This is a genomic window from Streptomyces coerulescens, assembly GCF_042657965.1.
Taxonomy (GTDB): Bacteria; Actinomycetota; Actinomycetes; order Streptomycetales; family Streptomycetaceae; genus Streptomyces; species Streptomyces coerulescens.
The window spans coordinates 179098-195403 of the sequence record NZ_JBHSKM010000050.1 but is presented as its reverse complement, the minus strand read 5'-3'; the positions used below and the strand labels follow the sequence as shown (position 1 = coordinate 195403).

The 16306-nt window shown below is 70.0% G+C and carries 18 protein-coding genes; 11 read left to right on the top strand and 7 right to left on the bottom strand.

Translation table 11 applies throughout. The features are described 5' to 3' along the window. Positions 1-38: 38 nt before the first annotated feature. Both ACFPQ9_RS43130 and ACFPQ9_RS43125 read right to left on the bottom strand, forming a co-directional pair. Positions 39-881, bottom strand: a complete 843-nt coding sequence (locus tag ACFPQ9_RS43130; RefSeq protein WP_380865631.1) for a glutamate ABC transporter substrate-binding protein — start codon at positions 879-881, stop codon at positions 39-41. Between the two features lie 146 nt (positions 882-1027). After that, positions 1028-1804, bottom strand: a complete 777-nt coding sequence (locus ACFPQ9_RS43125; protein ID WP_380865628.1) for an amino acid ABC transporter ATP-binding protein — start codon at positions 1802-1804, stop codon at positions 1028-1030. A 288-nt stretch (positions 1805-2092) separates the two neighbouring features. On the opposite strand from ACFPQ9_RS43125, the gene ACFPQ9_RS43120 reads away from it, so the two are divergent. Then, a complete protein-coding gene (locus ACFPQ9_RS43120) occupies positions 2093-2779 on the top strand; it encodes a response regulator transcription factor (protein WP_380865625.1) in 687 nt (228 codons plus the stop codon). A gap of 8 nt (positions 2780-2787) precedes the next feature. Continuing rightward, on the top strand, positions 2788-4179 hold the full coding sequence (locus ACFPQ9_RS43115; RefSeq protein WP_380865622.1) for a sensor histidine kinase: 1392 nt from the start codon (positions 2788-2790) through the stop codon (positions 4177-4179). Between the two features lie 24 nt (positions 4180-4203). On the opposite strand, the gene ACFPQ9_RS43110 is transcribed toward ACFPQ9_RS43115, so the two are convergent. Continuing rightward, positions 4204-5199, bottom strand: a complete 996-nt coding sequence (locus ACFPQ9_RS43110) for a TAXI family TRAP transporter solute-binding subunit (protein WP_380865620.1) — start codon at positions 5197-5199, stop codon at positions 4204-4206. A gap of 131 nt (positions 5200-5330) precedes the next feature. Between ACFPQ9_RS43110 and ACFPQ9_RS43105 the strand changes: the two genes are divergently transcribed. Further along, complete coding sequence (locus tag ACFPQ9_RS43105; protein WP_380865617.1) at positions 5331-5735, top strand: pyrophosphohydrolase domain-containing protein; 405 nt, start codon at positions 5331-5333, stop codon at positions 5733-5735. A 236-nt stretch (positions 5736-5971) separates the two neighbouring features. Here ACFPQ9_RS43105 and ACFPQ9_RS43100 read toward each other — a convergent pair whose 3' ends face one another. Together ACFPQ9_RS43100 and ACFPQ9_RS43095 are read right to left on the bottom strand one after the other, a co-directional pair. Continuing rightward, the gene (locus tag ACFPQ9_RS43100) at positions 5972-6286 is read right to left on the bottom strand and encodes a DUF2218 domain-containing protein (protein WP_380865615.1); all 315 of its coding nucleotides are present in this window, start codon (positions 6284-6286) and stop codon (positions 5972-5974) included. 50 nt (positions 6287-6336) lie between these two features. After that, positions 6337-7032 carry a GTP cyclohydrolase II gene (locus ACFPQ9_RS43095; protein WP_380865612.1) on the bottom strand — a complete coding sequence of 232 codons (696 nt, stop codon included), beginning with the start codon at positions 7030-7032 and terminating at the stop codon, positions 6337-6339. A gap of 165 nt (positions 7033-7197) precedes the next feature. Between ACFPQ9_RS43095 and ACFPQ9_RS43090 the strand changes: the two genes are divergently transcribed. The 4 genes from ACFPQ9_RS43090 (at position 7198) to ACFPQ9_RS43075 (ending at position 10383) form a co-directional block, all read left to right on the top strand. Further along, positions 7198-7674: a MarR family winged helix-turn-helix transcriptional regulator gene (locus tag ACFPQ9_RS43090; protein ID WP_380865609.1), complete on the top strand. Its 477-nt coding sequence runs from the start codon at positions 7198-7200 to the stop codon at positions 7672-7674. A gap of 110 nt (positions 7675-7784) precedes the next feature. Then, on the top strand, positions 7785-9314 hold the full coding sequence (gene miaB / locus ACFPQ9_RS43085; protein ID WP_380865606.1) for a tRNA (N6-isopentenyl adenosine(37)-C2)-methylthiotransferase MiaB: 1530 nt from the start codon (positions 7785-7787) through the stop codon (positions 9312-9314). A 36-nt stretch (positions 9315-9350) separates the two neighbouring features. Then, positions 9351-9620, top strand: coding sequence for a hypothetical protein (locus ACFPQ9_RS43080; protein WP_380865603.1), 270 nt, complete (start codon positions 9351-9353; stop codon positions 9618-9620). A 34-nt stretch (positions 9621-9654) separates the two neighbouring features. Continuing rightward, on the top strand, positions 9655-10383 hold the full coding sequence (locus ACFPQ9_RS43075; protein ID WP_380865600.1) for a class III extradiol dioxygenase subunit B-like domain-containing protein: 729 nt from the start codon (positions 9655-9657) through the stop codon (positions 10381-10383). Between the two features lie 102 nt (positions 10384-10485). On the opposite strand, the gene ACFPQ9_RS43070 is transcribed toward ACFPQ9_RS43075, so the two are convergent. Together ACFPQ9_RS43070 and ACFPQ9_RS43065 are read right to left on the bottom strand one after the other, a co-directional pair. Further along, positions 10486-10758: an antitoxin gene (locus ACFPQ9_RS43070; RefSeq protein ID WP_380865597.1), complete on the bottom strand. Its 273-nt coding sequence runs from the start codon at positions 10756-10758 to the stop codon at positions 10486-10488. A gap of 24 nt (positions 10759-10782) precedes the next feature. Next, positions 10783-11052 carry a hypothetical protein gene (locus ACFPQ9_RS43065; RefSeq protein ID WP_380865594.1) on the bottom strand — a complete coding sequence of 90 codons (270 nt, stop codon included), beginning with the start codon at positions 11050-11052 and terminating at the stop codon, positions 10783-10785. Positions 11053-11234: 182 nt separating this feature from the next. Here ACFPQ9_RS43065 and miaA point away from each other — a divergent pair, with 182 nt between their 5' ends. The 4 genes from miaA to ACFPQ9_RS43045 all read left to right on the top strand — a co-directional run bounded on the left by miaA (position 11235) and on the right by ACFPQ9_RS43045 (position 16256). Then, entirely contained in the window at positions 11235-12173 is a 939-nt protein-coding gene (gene miaA / locus ACFPQ9_RS43060) for a tRNA (adenosine(37)-N6)-dimethylallyltransferase MiaA (RefSeq protein ID WP_380865591.1), read from the top strand. Between the two features lie 108 nt (positions 12174-12281). Further along, a complete protein-coding gene (locus ACFPQ9_RS43055; protein WP_380865701.1) occupies positions 12282-12785 on the top strand; it encodes a hypothetical protein in 504 nt (167 codons plus the stop codon). A gap of 125 nt (positions 12786-12910) precedes the next feature. Beyond that, entirely contained in the window at positions 12911-13786 is an 876-nt protein-coding gene (gene dapF, locus ACFPQ9_RS43050) for a diaminopimelate epimerase (RefSeq protein ID WP_380865589.1), read from the top strand. A gap of 298 nt (positions 13787-14084) precedes the next feature. Continuing rightward, entirely contained in the window at positions 14085-16256 is a 2172-nt protein-coding gene (locus ACFPQ9_RS43045) for a RelA/SpoT family protein (RefSeq protein ID WP_380865586.1), read from the top strand. The last annotated feature ends 50 nt before the right edge of the window (positions 16257-16306 follow it).

Sequence of the window (16306 nt, the reverse complement as noted above, 5' to 3'; positions counted from 1 at the left end):
GATCGCGGTGGACGGCGGCGCGCCGGTGGATCCTTGCGCTACTGGACGATGACGCCGATCTTCGGCGCGGGCTCGTTCTTGTAGTTGGCCGGACCGAAGTTCGCGTCGACCGCCTTCTGCCAGGCGCCGTCCTTGACCATCTTCTCCAGGGCGGCGTTGACCTTGTTCACGGTCTCGGTGTCACCCTTCTTCACACCGATGCCGTAGTTCTCGTTGCTCAGCTTGAGGCCGGCGAGCTTGAACTTGCCCTTGTACTGCTCCTGCGCGGCGTAACCGGCGAGGATCGAGTCGTCCGTGGTCAGGGCGTCCACGGTGCCGCTCTGCAGCGAGGAGATGCACTCCGAGTAGGTGCTGTTCTCCTTCAGGTTGGCCTTCGGCGCGAAGTCGTTCTTGACGTTCTGCGCCGAGGTGGAGCCGACCACCGAACACAGGTTCTTGCCGTTGAGGTCCGTGGCCTCGGTGATGTCCGAGTCCGTCTTGACCAGCAGGTCCTGGTGGGCCAGCAGGTACGGGCCGGCGAAGTCGACCTTCTGCTTGCGCTCGTCGGTGATCGAGTAGGTGGCCGCGATGATCTTGACGTCGCCACGCGCCAGCGCGTTCTCACGGTCCGCGCTCTTCGTCTCGACGAACTCGATCTGGTCGGGCTCGTAGCCGAGCTCCTTGGCCACGTACGTGGCGACGTCGACGTCGAAGCCGGAGAAGGTGCCGTCGGGCTCCTTCAGGCCGAGACCGGGCTGGTCGTACTTGATGCCGATTTTGATCTTGTCGCCACCACCGGAACCCGACCCGCTGTCGCTGTCGCCGTCGCCGCCACACGCGGTGGCGGTGAGGGAGAGGACGAGGGCGGCGGCCGCCGCGGCGGAGACCTTGCGGAGCTTCATGGTGAACATCCTTTGTGTGGAGAAGAGATGCGTACCGCCAGGAGCGGCGGGGTGACGCAGGTCGTCGGCTGCGAGACGCAGTCCGTCAGTGGTGACGCAGTCCGTCAGTGGAGCGGGTGCGCACTCCGTCTGTGGTGCGGGATCCCTCAGTGGTGAAGGATCTTGGACAGGAAGTCCTTCGCGCGGTCGCTGCGCGGATTGCTGAAGAACTGGTCCGGTACGGCTTCCTCGACGATCTTTCCGTCCGCCATGAAGACCACCCGGTTGGCGGCCGAACGGGCGAAGCCCATCTCGTGGGTGACGACGATCATGGTCATACCGTCGCGTGCGAGTTGCTGCATGACCTCCAGGACCTCATTGATCATCTCCGGGTCGAGAGCCGACGTGGGCTCGTCGAAGAGCATGACCTTGGGGTCCATGGCCAGAGCCCGGGCGATGGCCACGCGCTGCTGCTGACCGCCGGAGAGCTGTGCGGGGTACTTGTCCGCCTGAGTACCCACACCCACGCGGTCCAACAGGGCGCGGGCCTTCTCCTCGGCCTTCTTCTTGTCCGTCTTGCGGACCTTGATCTGCCCCAGCATCACGTTCTCGAGCACGGTCTTGTGCGCGAAGAGGTTGAAGGACTGGAAGACCATCCCGACGTCGGCGCGCAGCCGGGCCAGTTCCTTGCCTTCTGCGGGCAGCGGCTTGCCGTCGATGGCGATCGCGCCGGAGTCGATCGTCTCGAGGCGGTTGATGGTGCGGCACAGGGTGGACTTCCCGGACCCGGAGGGTCCGATGACCACGACGACCTCACCGCGGGCGATCGTCAGATCGATGTCCTGCAGCACGTGCAACGCGCCGAAGTGCTTGTTGACGTTCTTCAGGACGACCAGGTCGCCGGTCGCGGCCACATCTTCCTTGGCCACCGATACTTCGGTCATCGCTCTCAGGCTCCGTCCTCCTCGGTTTCGGAGGACCTTAATAACCGTATCCGACCTGCGTCATTAGTTCTGAGGGGAATCTGAGCATCACGATCCGATAGCAATCGGACACATGTCGTAGCACTTGCCACCTGCGCGCGTACCGGGTCCATAACGGAAGCCGCCCGCAACCGGAACCCTCTTGACTGCGTCCTCGTCCATCAGCGTGACTCTCATGGTGCACGCGCGCGTGCGCACGCACTGTGTATCTATCCGAATCGTACGGCCGGTGAACTGAGGGAGGCCGGGATGAGACTCCTCCTCGTCGAGGACGACAACCATGTCGCTGCCGCGCTGTCCGCGGTGCTGGCACGGCACGGCTTCGACGTCACGCACGCGCGCAGCGGCGAGGAGGCCCTTCAGGCGCTCGTCCCCGAGGGGAACGGCTTCGGCGTCGTCCTCCTCGACCTCGGCCTGCCCGACCAGGACGGCTACGAGGTCTGCGGCAAGATCCGCAAGCGCACCAGCACCCCGGTGATCATGGTCACCGCGCGCTCGGATGTGCGCTCCCGCATCCATGGCCTCAACCTCGGGGCCGACGACTACGTGGTCAAGCCGTACGACACCGGGGAGCTGCTGGCCCGGATCCACGCCGTCAGCCGGCGCACCGCCCCCGAGGACACCGGAACGGGCGGCGACGGTGTGCTGCGCCTGGGCGCCGTGCACATCGAACTGCCCACCCGCCAGGTCAGTGTCGACGGTTCGGTCGTCCAGCTGACCCGCAAGGAGTTCGATCTGCTCGCGCTGCTGGCCCAGCGTCCCGGGGTGGTCTTCCGCCGGGAGCAGATCATCAGCGAGGTGTGGCGCACGAGCTGGGAGGGGACCGGGCGCACTCTTGAGGTGCATGTGGCGTCCCTGCGCGCCAAGCTGCGCATGCCGGCCCTGATCGAGACCGTGCGCGGCGTCGGCTACCGGCTCGTCGCCCCGGCCTCGTAGCGGGCACGGTGCGCACTCGACTCCTTCCGCTGCTCATCGTTCTGATGGCGGCCGTGCTGCTCGCGCTCGGCGTGCCGCTGGGCATCAGCCTTGCCTCGGCACAGCAGCAGAACGTGGTCGTCGACCGGATCGACGACACGGCGTACTTCGCGGCCATCGCGCGGCCCGCCGCGGACGTCACCTCCGGGTCCCGTGACGACCTGCGCATCCTGAGCCGGGAACTGGAGAGCTACTACGACGTCTACGGCATCCGGGCCGGCGTCTTCCTGCCGAACGACACGCCGCTCGCCAACGGACCGACGACCTGGTTCCTGCCCGAGACCGGCGAGGTGCGCGACGCCTTCGAGGAGTCGCTGCTCAGCCGCCGCAGCCACGACCCCAAGCAGGTGTGGCCCTGGCAGCGCGGGCGGCTCGTGGTCGCCTCGCCGGTGATCCGGGACGGAGATGTCGTCGCGGTCGTCGTCACCGACTCGCCCACCGGCGAGATGCGCTCACGGATCCTGAACGGCTGGCTGATCATCGCCGGCGGTCTCACGGCCGCGATGCTGGTGGCCGTCGGCGCCGCGCTACGGTTGACCGGCTGGGTGCTCCGACCGGTGCGCGTGCTGGACGTCACCACGCACGAGATCGCCAGCGGTCGGCTGAAGTCACGGGTCGCGGTGGCCAGCGGTCCGCCGGAACTCCGGCGCCTTGCCCGGTCGTTCAACGAGATGGCGGACAACGTCGAGGACGTGCTGGAGCAGCAGCGCGCCTTCGTCGCCGACGCCTCGCACCAGTTGCGCAACCCGCTCGCGGCGCTGCTGCTGCGCATCGAACTGCTCGCTTTCGAACTACCGGAGGGCAATGAGGAGATCGCGTCGGTCCAGGCCGAGGGCAAGCGCCTCGCCCAGGTCCTGGACGACCTGCTCGACCTGGCCCTAGCCGAGCACACCGCGGCCGACCTGCGGCTGACCGACGTCGGCGCGCTGGCCGCCGAGCGCGTCGCGGCGTGGGCGCCGACCGCCGAGGCCAAGGGGGTCCGGCTGGTCGGGAGCTGCCCGCCCACCACGGCCTGGGCCGACCCGGTCGCACTGTCCAGCGCGCTGGACGCGGTGATCGACAACGCGGTCAAGTTCACGCCGAAGGACGAGAGGGTCGAGGTGTCCGTCGCCTCCAACGGCGCCATGTCGACGATCGAGGTGGTCGACAACGGTCCCGGCCTCACCGACGAGGAACTCGCCCGCATCGGCGACCGCTTCTGGCGCAGCGGCCGCCACCAGAACATCAAGGGCTCCGGCCTGGGCCTGTCGATCTCCCGGGTGCTGCTCTCGGCGGGCGGCGGCTCCCTCACATACGGCCATCACGAGCCGAGCGGGCTGCGGGTGACCGTGACGGTGCCGAGGTCGGGGCCGTCCGCCTGAGCCTGTGTGCCCCGGCCGTGTCGGCTACGGCTTGACCGAGCGGTAGTACCGCCGGGCCCCGTCGTGCAGCGTCAGCGGGTCGGTGTAGATCGCCGTGCGCAGGTCGACGAGCTGGGCGGAGTGGACGTGGGCGCCGATGCCGTCGCGGCTCTTGATCACCGTGCGGGTGAGCCACTCGGTGAGGCGGGGGTCCATGTCCTTGCGGGTGATCAGCAGGTTGGAGACGGCGATCGTCGGCACCGTGTCGCCGTTCTGCACGGTCGGATACGCCGACTCCGGCATGTTGGTCGCGCGGTAGAAGTGCGCCGTGTCGCCCTGCGCGTGCACCTTGGCCACCAGATCGGCGTCGATCGGCACGAACCGGAACGCGGACGACTCGGCGATCTTCTCCAGCCCGTCCGTCGGCACACCGCCCGACCAGAAGAAGGCGTCGAGTTCGTGCCCGAGCCGCTTGGGCCCGGTGTCGATGCCGTCCGACCTGGGCGTGATGTCCTTCTCCGGGTCGATGCCGGCGGCCTCCAGGACACGGGTGGCGATCAGCCGTACGCCGGAGTTCGGCAGCCCTATGGCCACCCGCTTGCCCTTGAGGTCCGCCACGGAGCGGATGTCCGAGTCCGGCGGGACGACGAGCTGTACGTAGTCGTCGTAGAGGCGGGCGACTCCGCGCAGCCGGTCGGTGACGGGCTTGCCGCTCATCTTGTACGTGTCCACGGCGTCGGCGGCGGCGATGGTGAAGTCGGCCTTGCCGGTGGCCACGCGTGCGACGTTCTCCTGGGAGCCGGCGCTCGTCAGCAGCTTCACCTTCAACTGCGGCATGTCCTTGGCGAGCTCGTTGCGCAGGAGCTCGCCGTACTCCTGGTAGACCCCCGCGCGCGTGCCGGTACTGAACGTGATCGTCCCGCTCGGCGGATCCTCCCCCAGGGGCAGCAGCCACCACAGCGGCAGCCCCAGGGCCACGGCCCCGGCCACCGCGGCCTGCACGGCCCGGCTCCTGCTGATGCGGTCGAGTGCCTTGGACATGGCCGCGATCCTGCCAGCCGGTACGCGGTGCTGACCAGGGCCGAGGTCACAGGGAGCGGTCACTGTGACCTACGGCCACCATGATCGGGGCGGCGGCCGGGACCGACCCGCCCGGTCGATACAGTCGCCGCATGAGTTCCTCGCCCGCAGACCTGGTCCGTGAATTCCACCTCGCCTTCGGGCTGGCCGCGCGCAGTACGCCGACCGAGGTGTCCGAGGACCTCGCCGCCCACCGAGGAGAGCTGCTCGCCGAGGAGGCCGCGGAAGTCGCCGAGGTTTCCGTCACCGGCCCGCTCGACAGGCTCGCGCACGAGCTGGCGGACGTCGTCTACGTCGCGTACGGCACGGCCCTTGTCCATGGGATCGACCTCGACGCCGTCCTGGCCGAGATCCACCGCTCCAACATGACCAAGCTGGGCCCCGACGGCCAGGTCGCCCGCCGGGCCGACGGCAAGGTCCTCAAAGGCGAGCACTACGAGGCACCGGACGTGTCGGGAGTGCTGCGCCGCCAGGGGTGGGCGGCCGAGGGCGCATAGCCCTGGCGGCGCCGGTGGACCAAGGCGCATAGTCCTGGCGGCATCGGTGGCCGAAGGCGCATAGCCATGGCGGCGCCGGTGGCCGAAGGTCCACGGCCCTGACGGCGGCGGTGGCCGAACGCGCATGACCGTACGGCGCCCGCATGCGCGGCGGTCGACGGCGCGTGAGCGTACGGCGCCGGGCGGCGTCAGAGCAGGATGACCGTCTTGCCGCGCGAGCCAACGGCGCGGGCGCGTCAGTCCTGAGCGGGGTTCTCCTGAGCGGTGGGCTCGTCCCAGGCGACGATCAGCTCGTTGCGCCGCCCGAAGCGTTCGAGGTGGCTGCCCACGACGTCCCGGATGGCGGTGAGCGTGGCCGGGTCGGGTGCGGTGACGCGGATCAGCAGGTGCGCGGGCCGTGGTTCGAGGACGACGTCGGTGTTCTGGAAGGTGAGGCGGTGGCCGCCGTCCGGTGTTTCCTCGACGGGGATCTTCCGGCCGAAGTGGGAGGCGAGCTGCTTGGCGTAGCGCGGGGCGGCGTCGGTGGCGACACGGGCGAGGGAAGAGGGCATGGGGAGTGCTCCGGGGAGGGGACGGGCCCGTTCCTGCCGGGCCGGGACGGTCAGCCGGCCAGCGTGGAGAACGCGCCCGGACCGGCCTGCTCGGGCAGCGCGATGGTGTGGTGGGTCCGCTCGGCCTTGGCGTGCAGATAGCGGACGTTGCTGTCGGTGGCGAAGACGCCGGTCGGCCGCACATGGCGCACGGAGACGCCCAGGTCGCGCAACTGCCCCGCCTTGTCGGGATTGTTGGTGAGCAGATCCAGGTCGCCGATGCCGAGGGCGGTGAGCATCTGGGCGGCGGCGGTGTAGTCGCGGCCGTCCTCGGGCAGGCCCAGCGCGGTGTTGGCCTCGTAGGTGTCCAGGCCGGCGTCCTGGAGGGCATAGGCGTCGAGCTTGTTGTAGAGACCGATGCCGCGGCCCTCCTGGCGGAGGTAGAGCAGGACGCCGCCGGTGGTCGCGATGCGCTCCACGGCCTCGCGCAGCTGCGGGCCGCAGTCGCAGCGGGCGGAGCCGAACACATCCCCGGTCAGGCACTCCGAGTGCAGTCGCACCAGCGGGGCGGGCGTGGCCGTGGGATCGCCGAGGACCAGCGCCACATGCTCCTCGCCGTCCGCCAGGCCGTGGAAGGTGACCGCGTCGGCGGTGACCTCATAGCCGTCGGCGAACCGGAGCGGGATGGTCACGCGGGTGCGGATCGAAGCGGTGGGGGAGGAGTGGCCGGAGGAGCGGGAGTGACCTGCTGAGGGGGCGGCGTCCATGAGTACTCCTTGCGTGGGCCCGGCAGGTTCAAATTTGAACCCGATGCCTCGACCCTAGCGTGAAGTTTCAAATTTTGAGCAAGTTGCTTCGTGTTGCGCCGATCACACCCGGCGGCCGCACCCGACGCCGAGTTCGAATGTGAACCACCGCGCTAACGTTGACGCATGGTCGAACCCCAGTGGTTGAACGAGGAAGAGAAGCGCGCCTGGCACGCCTTCGTGGCCGCCGGCTCGCTCGTCAACCGCCGGCTGGATCAGCAGCTCAAGGACGACGTGGGGATCACACACCTCCAGTACGAGATCCTCGTGCGCCTCGAAGCCGCCCAGGACCGCGAGATGCGCATGAGCGGCCTCGCCGACGCGCTCCTCAACTCCAAGAGCGGTCTGACGTACCAGATCACCCAGCTGGAGAAGGCCGGCCTGGTCACCCGGCGCTCCTGCACGAGCGACGTACGCGCGGTCTACGCCGTCCTCACCGACGCCGGCCGCAGGATGCTGGAGCGGGCCGCGCCGGACCATGTCGCCCTCGTGCGCAAGCTGCTCATCGACGTCCTGACACCCCAGCAGCTCGCGACCGTCGCCGACGGGCTCGGGGAGGTCGTGCGGCGCATACAGGACGGCGAACCCGGAGCCGCCAGGTAGGGATCACCCGGTGCCCGGTGTCGTACGGCCGACCGGAGTGAGGGACAAGGCTCCTTCGCCGACCGGAGTACGGGACAAGGGCCCTCCGCCGACCGCCTACCCTTGAACGCATGACCAGCAGCAGTGACCGGAGCCCGGCAGTGGAAGCCCGCGGAAATCTCACCTATGAGGTGCGCACTTACGGGTGTCAGATGAACGTCCACGATTCCGAGCGATTGTCCGGCCTGCTCGAGGACGCCGGTTACGTGCGTGCGCCCGAGGGCTCCGACGGCGACGCGGACGTCGTCGTCTTCAACACCTGCGCGGTCCGCGAGAACGCCGACAACAAGCTGTACGGCAACCTCGGCCACCTCGCCCCGAAGAAGGCGAGCCGGCCCGGCATGCAGATCGCGGTCGGCGGCTGCCTGGCGCAGAAGGACCGCGACACCATCGTGAAGCGGGCGCCCTGGGTGGACGTCGTCTTCGGCACGCACAACATCGGCAAGCTGCCGGTCCTGCTGGAGCGCGCACGCGTGCAGGAGGAGGCGCAGGTCGAGATCGCCGAGTCGCTGGAGGCGTTCCCCTCCACGCTGCCGACCCGGCGCGAGAGCGCCTACGCGGCCTGGGTGTCGATCTCCGTCGGCTGCAACAACACCTGCACCTTCTGCATCGTCCCGGCCCTGCGCGGCAAGGAGAAGGACCGCCGCACCGGCGACATCCTCGCCGAGATCGAGGCCCTGGTCGCCGAGGGCGTCAGCGAGATCACGCTGCTCGGCCAGAACGTCAACGCCTACGGCTCCGACATCGGCGACCGCGAGGCGTTCAGCAAGCTACTGCGGGCCTGCGGAAAGATCGACGGCCTGGAGCGCGTCCGCTTCACCTCGCCGCACCCGCGCGACTTCACCGACGACGTGATCGCGGCGATGGCCGAGACGCCCAACGTCATGCCGCAGCTCCACATGCCGCTCCAGTCCGGCTCGGACACGGTCCTGAAGGCGATGCGCCGCTCCTACCGTCAGGAGCGATACCTGGGGATCATCGAGAAGGTCCGCGCCGCCATCCCGCACGCCGCGATCACCACCGACATCATCGTCGGCTTCCCCGGTGAGACCGAGGAGGACTTCGAGCAGACGCTGCACGTCGTCCGCGAGGCGCGGTTCGCGCAGGCCTTCACCTTCCAGTACTCCAAGCGCCCCGGCACCCCGGCCGCGACCATGGAGGACCAGATCCCCAAGAAGGTCGTCCAGGAGCGTTACGAGCGTCTCGTGGCCCTTCAGGAGGAGATCTCCTGGGAGGAGAACAAGGCACAGATCGGCCGCACCCTGGAGCTGATGGTCGCCGAGGGCGAGGGCCGCAAGGACGGCGCCACGCACCGCCTGTCCGGCCGCGCCCCCGACAACCGCCTGGTCCACTTCACCAAGCCCGACCAGGAGGTCCGCCCCGGCGACGTAGTCACCGTCGAGATCACCTACGCCGCCCCGCACCACCTCCTCGCCGAGGGTGCCGTCCTCGACGTGCGCCGCACACGCGCGGGCGACGCCTGGGAGAAGCGGAACACCGCCGAGGCCGCCAAGCCGGCGGGCGTGATGCTGGGACTGCCGAAGATCGGGGTTCCGGCGCCGTTGCCGGTGGCCACCGGGAGTGGCTGCGGCTGCGACTGACCGCCTGCCACAATGCGGGGAGGAGAGGAGTATCAGATGTTGCCGTACCGAGTCGCGTTCACCGAAGAAGCCGCTCAAGTGCGTGACAGCCTGCCCGCCGAACGGCGTGACGTGCTGGAACGCGGCCTGGCCATACTGGTGACCGACCCGCGGCACAAGCTCTCCCACCCCGTCCGCGGCGACGAGTCGACACGGGAGATCGCCCTCTCGCGCAACCTCTTCGTCGAGTACGTGATCAGCGACGGCAAGCTCGTCGTTCTCCTCCTCACACTGATCGACCTCTCCGACGTGCTGATCGAGGACTGACACTCGGCGGCTGTACGGCGTTACCCTGCCGATCATGCTCGTCGCCGCCGCAGTCTGCCCCTGCCCCCCGCTCCTCGTGCCCGGCGTCGCCGCGGGTGCCGCACCCGAGCTCGACCCCGCGCGCGCCGCCTGCACGGACGCGCTGGGCCTGCTCGCGGCGGCCCGGCCGGACCTGCTCGTGGTCGTGGGGCCAGGCGACGAGAGCGAGCACGGGGCGTACGCCGAGGGGGCGCGGGGTTCCTTCCACGGCTTCGGCGTGGACATCGACGTCCGGCTGGGACGGCCCGAGGCGGACACCGACGCTTCCGTGCCGTCGGAACGCCCGCTCCCGACCTCGCTGGCCGTCGCCGCGTGGCTGCTGGAGCGGACCGGTTGGGCGGACGCCCCGATCGAGGGACTCGCAGTGGGGGAACCTCTGACGCCCGAGCGGTGTATTGAAATCGGAAGGGGTGTCGCCGCCCGGGCCGAACGGGTGGCGCTGCTGGTGATGGGCGACGCCAGCGCCTGCCGCACGCTCAAGGCTCCCGGCTACCTCGACGAGCGCGCGGCACCCTTCGACGAGTCCGTCGCGCGAGCGCTGGGCAAGGCGGACCTGGCCGCGCTCAAGACGCTGGACACCGAACTCGCGCACGAACTGAAGGTCTCGGGCCGCGCACCTTGGCAGGTCCTCGCGGGCGCCGCCGAGGAAGCGGGACTGTCCGGGGCCCTGCTGTACGAGGACGCGCCGTACGGGGTCGGGTACCTGGTCGCCACCTGGTCGTAGGCACGGGGCGGTGAGCCCGCCGAGGCGCCGCCGCACCGGAGACGCAAAACGGCGGACGGCCGGGAGCCGTGAAGCTCCGCGGCCGTCCGTCGAAGTGCCGTTTCAGGTGGTAGGCGGGGGTGAATCCTGCGGCGGCGTGCTGCCACCGGCTGCCGGGTCGTCGCCCTTGTGGTGCGCGATACGGCCCATGGCGCCCTTGGCCTTGCCCGTGCCCGTGTGGATCTTCTCGCTGTACTTGCCCTTGGTCCGTTCGTCGACGGCCCGCGCGGCCCGGTCGAGGCCGTGGTGCACCTGCTCCTCGTGCCGCTGCGCGAAGTCGGAGACCTTGCCCTTGGCCGGGGCGAGTTTGGCTTTCAAATTGTCCATCAGACCCATCGTTCACCTTCCCGCGCGGGGCAGTTACGTGCGGGCGCTCTCACCGGCCTCGCTGTCGGCGGCATCGTCGGCGGACTGCTGCTTGGGGATCTCGACCCCGTCGTCACCGTCGGCCTCGACGGACTCCTCCGCAGCCGACTGGGCCGCCTCCTCGGACTTGGCCTCGGCCGACCCCTTCGCCTCTGCCGTCTCCTCCTCCGCCTGCTCGGCCGTTGGTGTGTCGGCCTGAGCCTCGACGGTTGACGCCTCTTCCGTGGCCTTCGACCGCCGGAAAAGTCGTGCGAAAACGCCCATATCCACTCCATACATTACTCGTGCGGGCGAAATCCCGCGTCGTCCGGTGCGTTCCATCGCGCCCCCGGGTGGCCGCCTCCGTGAAACCGGCGGCGAAAACCTCGCAACACGCAACGACCCCGCGCGCGTGCCGTCACGTAACTCGTTCGAGGCCACCCCGTGAGGTTTGCGAGACTGGGGCGGTGAGCAGTGCACCCCCCGCCCCGCGCGTCATCGCCGTAGTCGGACCCACCGCGGCCGGAAAGTCCGATCTGGGCGTTTTCCTGGCCCGGCAACTCGGCGGCGAAGTCGTCAACGCCGACTCCATGCAGCTCTACCGAGGGATGGACATCGGCACCGCCAAACTGACGCCCGAGGAGCGCGAGGGAGTCCCGCACCACCTCCTGGACATCTGGGACGTGACGGTCACGGCGTCCGTCGCCGAGTACCAGCGCCTCGCACGGGAGCGGATCGACGCCCTGCTCGCCGAGGGCCGCTGGCCGATCCTGGTCGGCGGCTCCGGGCTGTACGTCCGCGGTGCCGTCGACAACCTGGAGTTCCCCGGCACCGACCCCGAGGTCAGGGCCCGTCTCGAGGAGGAGCTCGCGCTGCGCGGCTCCGGGGCGCTGCACGCCCGCCTGGCCGCCGCCGACCCCGAGGCCGCGCACGCGATCCTGCCCAGCAACGGCCGCCGTATCGTCCGGGCACTCGAAGTGATCGAGATCACCGGCCGACCCTTCACCGCCAACCTCCCGGGCCATGACTCGGTCTACGACACCGTCCAGATCGGCGTCGACGTGGCCCGCCCCGAGCTGGACGAGCGCATCGCGCGCCGGGTGGACCGGATGTGGGACGCCGGGCTCGTGGACGAAGTGCGCGCACTGGAGGCGCAGGGGTTGCGTGAGGGGCGTACGGCCTCGCGCGCGCTCGGCTACCAGCAGGTGCTCGCGGCGCTCGCCGGTGAATGCACCCTCGAAGCCGCGCAGGCCGAGACCGTCCGTGCCACCAAACGCTTCGCGCGCCGCCAGGATTCATGGTTCAGGCGCGACCCCCGGGTGCACTGGCTCAGTGGGGCTGCGGCAGATCTCACAGAACTTCCGCATCTCGCACTGGCGTTGGTCGAACGACCGGTTACAGCCTGATCACGTGATGGCATCGGGACGCTCCGGCCGTCTTCCCGGCCTCCGACGCCATGCCATCATCGAGCTTCGATCGACCAAGTGGAGTCCGAGTTGGGAGGGCGCGTGGCGATGGAGGCCGGCCCTCGCGACACCGCACAAGGCACCGAGAACGTCACCACCGACACGGGTGAGCGGGAACCGGAAGGCGACCGTCTGAGCTCGGACGGGCCCGACGAGACCGAGGTCGGCGTCACCGACGACGGTCCCGAGCCCGAGGAGATGTACGCGAGCGGTCCCGAGGTCGAGGTCGAGCTGCGCCCGCAGCGCCGACTGCGCATCTGGCAGCTGGCGCCCATCGTGGGCCTGGCCGCCGTCGGCTCCCTGATGTTCGCCTTCCCGCTGGCCTTCGACTTCGGCGACAGCGGGGCCGTGATCGCCATGCTGGGGCTCCTCATCTGCTCCTGCGCGGCCGGCTGGGGCATGATGGCCGCCCGCCGGGTCGGCTACACCTGGCCCGGGCTGCCGCAGCGCGGCTCCGGGCGCAGACCCGACTGGCGCGTGGTGCTGGCATACGTCCTGGTCGTCGCCGCAGTGGTGGTTCTCGCGGTGTGGCGGGTGGCAAGGCTGCGCTGAGGCGTCCCCGGACGGGGTGCGGGGCCGTGCCGATGTGCGGCTCCACCGCGTGGGCGCGACCGGCCCGCAGCGAGGTGGGCGTGACCGGCCCGCAGCGAGGAACCGCCTTCACTTACGATCGATGCATGAGCACGCGCACGCGCATCGCCTTCCTCAAGGGCCACGGCACCGAGAACGACTTCGTGATCGTCCCGGACCCGGACAACGTCATCGACCTGTCCCCGGCCGCCGTCGCCGCCCTGTGCGACCGCCGCGCCGGTATCGGCGGTGACGGACTGCTGCACGTGGTGCGGTCCGCGGCGCACCCCGAGGCCAAGGACATGGCGGCCGAGGCGGAGTGGTTCATGGACTACCGCAACAGCGACGGCTCGATCGCGGAGATGTGCGGAAACGGCGTACGCGTCTTCGCGCGCTACCTCCAGCACGCCGGTCACACCACCGAGGGCGACCTCGCGATCGCCACGCGCGGGGGCGTGAAGAGCGTGCACATCGCGAAGGACGGCGACGTCACCGTCGGTATGGGCAAGGCGCGTCTTCCCGAGGGCGACGTGACGGTGAGTGTCGGCGAGCGCAGCTGGCCCGCACGGAACGTGAACATGGGCAACCCGCACGCCGTCGCCTTCGTGGACGACCTCGCGCACGCCGGCGACCTGTACTCCCCGCCGCCGTTCAGCCCGGCCTCGGCCTACCCGGACGGGGTCAACGTCGAGTTCGTCGTCGACCGCGGACCCCGGCATGTCGCCCTGCGCGTGCACGAGCGCGGCTCCGGTGAGACCCGGTCGTGCGGCACGGGCGCGTGCGCCGTCGCCGTGGCCACCGCGCGCCGGGACGGCACCGACCCGGCAGTGACCGGTGCACCCGTCACGTACACCGTCGAGGTGCCCGGCGGCACCCTGGTGATCACCGAGCGGCCCGACGGCGAGATCGAGATGACCGGTCCCGCGGTGATCGTGGCCGAGGGCGAGCTCGACCCGGAGTGGCTGGAAACGATCGCTCGCTGAGTGGTCGCGGGGCCGGGAAGTGCGGCCTTGAGGCATCTGTGGTTGGGGAGTAGGGGTTCTGACGCCCTGACAGCGTTGGAAAATGCGAACTCCGGCTGGTTGCGTGGCGCAAAATCGTAAACCTGCAAACCCTCGCTCGAATGGGTGATCCGTTTCACGCTCGGCCAGAGGCGGTCGGTCGCGCGTGGTGGGCTCGGTAGCATCAAGCACCGGCCCGGACGGGGGACAAGCCGCCATCCCCTGAGCCGTGTCCGCCATGGGGTACCCCGTCCGCCGGTTAACGCAGCCGGAGGTGCCCATGAGTGCGGAGGCAACGAATTCCGCGACGCCAGGCCCGGTAGCAGGCCCTGTCCCGCCTGCCGTGCCCCGCAGGAAGGCCCGCGCCCGCCTCGACCTGCGCCGCCTCGGCCGGGCGGCGCTGCTCGGCCCCGCCTCACGCGACCGGCTGCCCGACGCGATCGGCCATGTCGTCGACGCCCACCGCGCGCACCACGCCGACGCGGACCTCGAACCACTGCGCCGCGCCTATGTGCTGGCCGAGTCCTCGCACCGCGGCCAGATGCGCAAGAGCGGCGAGCCGTACATCACGCATCCCCTCGCGGTGACCCTGATCCTCGCCGAACTCGGTGCCGAGACCACGACCTTGACGGCCTCTCTGCTGCACGACACCGTCGAGGACACCGATGTGACACTCGATCAGGTCGGTGCCGAGTTCGGCGCGGAGGTGCGCTTCCTCGTCGACGGCGTCACGAAACTGGAGAAGGTCGACTACGGCGCCGCCGCCGAGCCCGAGACTTTCCGCAAGATGCTCGTCGCCACCGGCAACGACGTCCGCGTGATGTCGATCAAACTCGCCGACCGGCTGCACAACATGCGCACGCTCGGCGTGATGCGCCCCGAGAAACAGGCGCGCATCGCCAAGGTCACCCGTGACGTGCTCATCCCGCTCGCCGAACGGCTCGGCGTCCAGGCGCTCAAGACGGAGCTGGAAGACCTCGTCTTCGCGATCCTGCATCCCGAGGAGTACGAGCACACCAGGGAGCTGATCGTCGAGAACGCCTCCCGCGACGACGACCCGCTCGCGGAGATGGCCGAACAGATGCGCGGTGTCCTGCGCGAGGCCGACATCCAGGCCGAAGTCCTCATCCGGCCACGGCACTTCGTCTCCGTGCACCGTGTGTCCCGCAAGCGCGGACGGCTGCGCGGGGCCGACTTCGGACGGCTGCTGGTGCTGGTGAACGAGGACGCCGACTGCTACGGCGTACTGGGCGAGTTGCACACCTGTATGACCCCCGTCGTCTCGGAGTTCAAGGACTTCATCGCGGTCCCCAAGTTCAACCTGTACCAGTCGCTGCACACAGCGGTCGCCCGCGAGGACGGACAAGTCACCGAAGTCCTCATCCGCACCCACCAGATGCACAAGGTCGCCGAGGCCGGTGTCGTCGCGCTCGGCAACCCCTACGCGCCCTCCGGGGAGGAGCAGGCCGTCGCCGGCGACGGTGAGCGCGCCGACCCGACGCGGCCCGGCTGGCTGTCGCGCCTCCTCGACTGGCAGGAGGCGGCGCCGGATCCGGACACCTTCTGGTCCACGCTGCGCGAGGACCTCGCCCAGGACCGCGAGATCGCCGTCTTCCGGCCCGACGGCGGCACCCTGGGGCTGCCCGAGGGCGCGACCTGTGTGGACGCCGCGTACGCGCAGTACGGCGAGGACGCGCACGCGTGCATCGGGGCCCGGGTCAACGGGCGGCTGGCGACCCTCAGCACCGTGCTGCGGGACGGCGACACCGTTCAGCTGCTCATGGGGCAGGATCCGGCCTCGGAGCCCTCCAGGGAGTGGCTGGAGCACGCCCACACGCCCGCCGCCCGGATCGCCATCCAGCGGTGGCTGGCCGCGCATCCCACGCACGCGACCGCGGGGGCCAAGGACGCCGACGTGGCCTTCCGGGGCGAGGCGGACGGGCACGCGAGCCCGGCGGCCGCCGCGGAGGGCTCGCCCGTGCCCTCAGTCGGCCGCTCCGCCGCCAACGCACTTGTCGACCGGCCCGGCGCGAGTGTGCGTCTCGCCGGCTGCTGTACGCCCGTGCCACCCGACGAGGTCACCGGGTTCTCCGTCCGCGGGGGAGTGGTGACGGTTCATCGCGTCGAGTGCGCAGCGGTGGAGCGTATGAAGGGTGCGGGGCGCGCGGAGATCGGAGTGCGCTGGGGAGAGACCGCGGAATGCCGGGTCACCCTGGTCGCCGAATCGTTCGTTCGCCCGCATCTCCTGGCCGACCTCACCGAAGCGATGGCCCAGGAGGGCGCGGAAATCGTCTCGGCGACCGTCGAACCCCCGTCGCAGCAGCGGGTGCGTCACACCTACACGGTCCAACTCCCGGACGCCGCACTGCTTCCGGGACTCATGCGTGCCATGCGCAATGTGGCCGGTGTGTACGACGTCAGCAGGGCCCAGCCGCAGACACAGGGGGCGTGAAGGCGCGCAGCCGGGAGTGCGGCGCACTGACATGCGCGTTCGGATGTGCA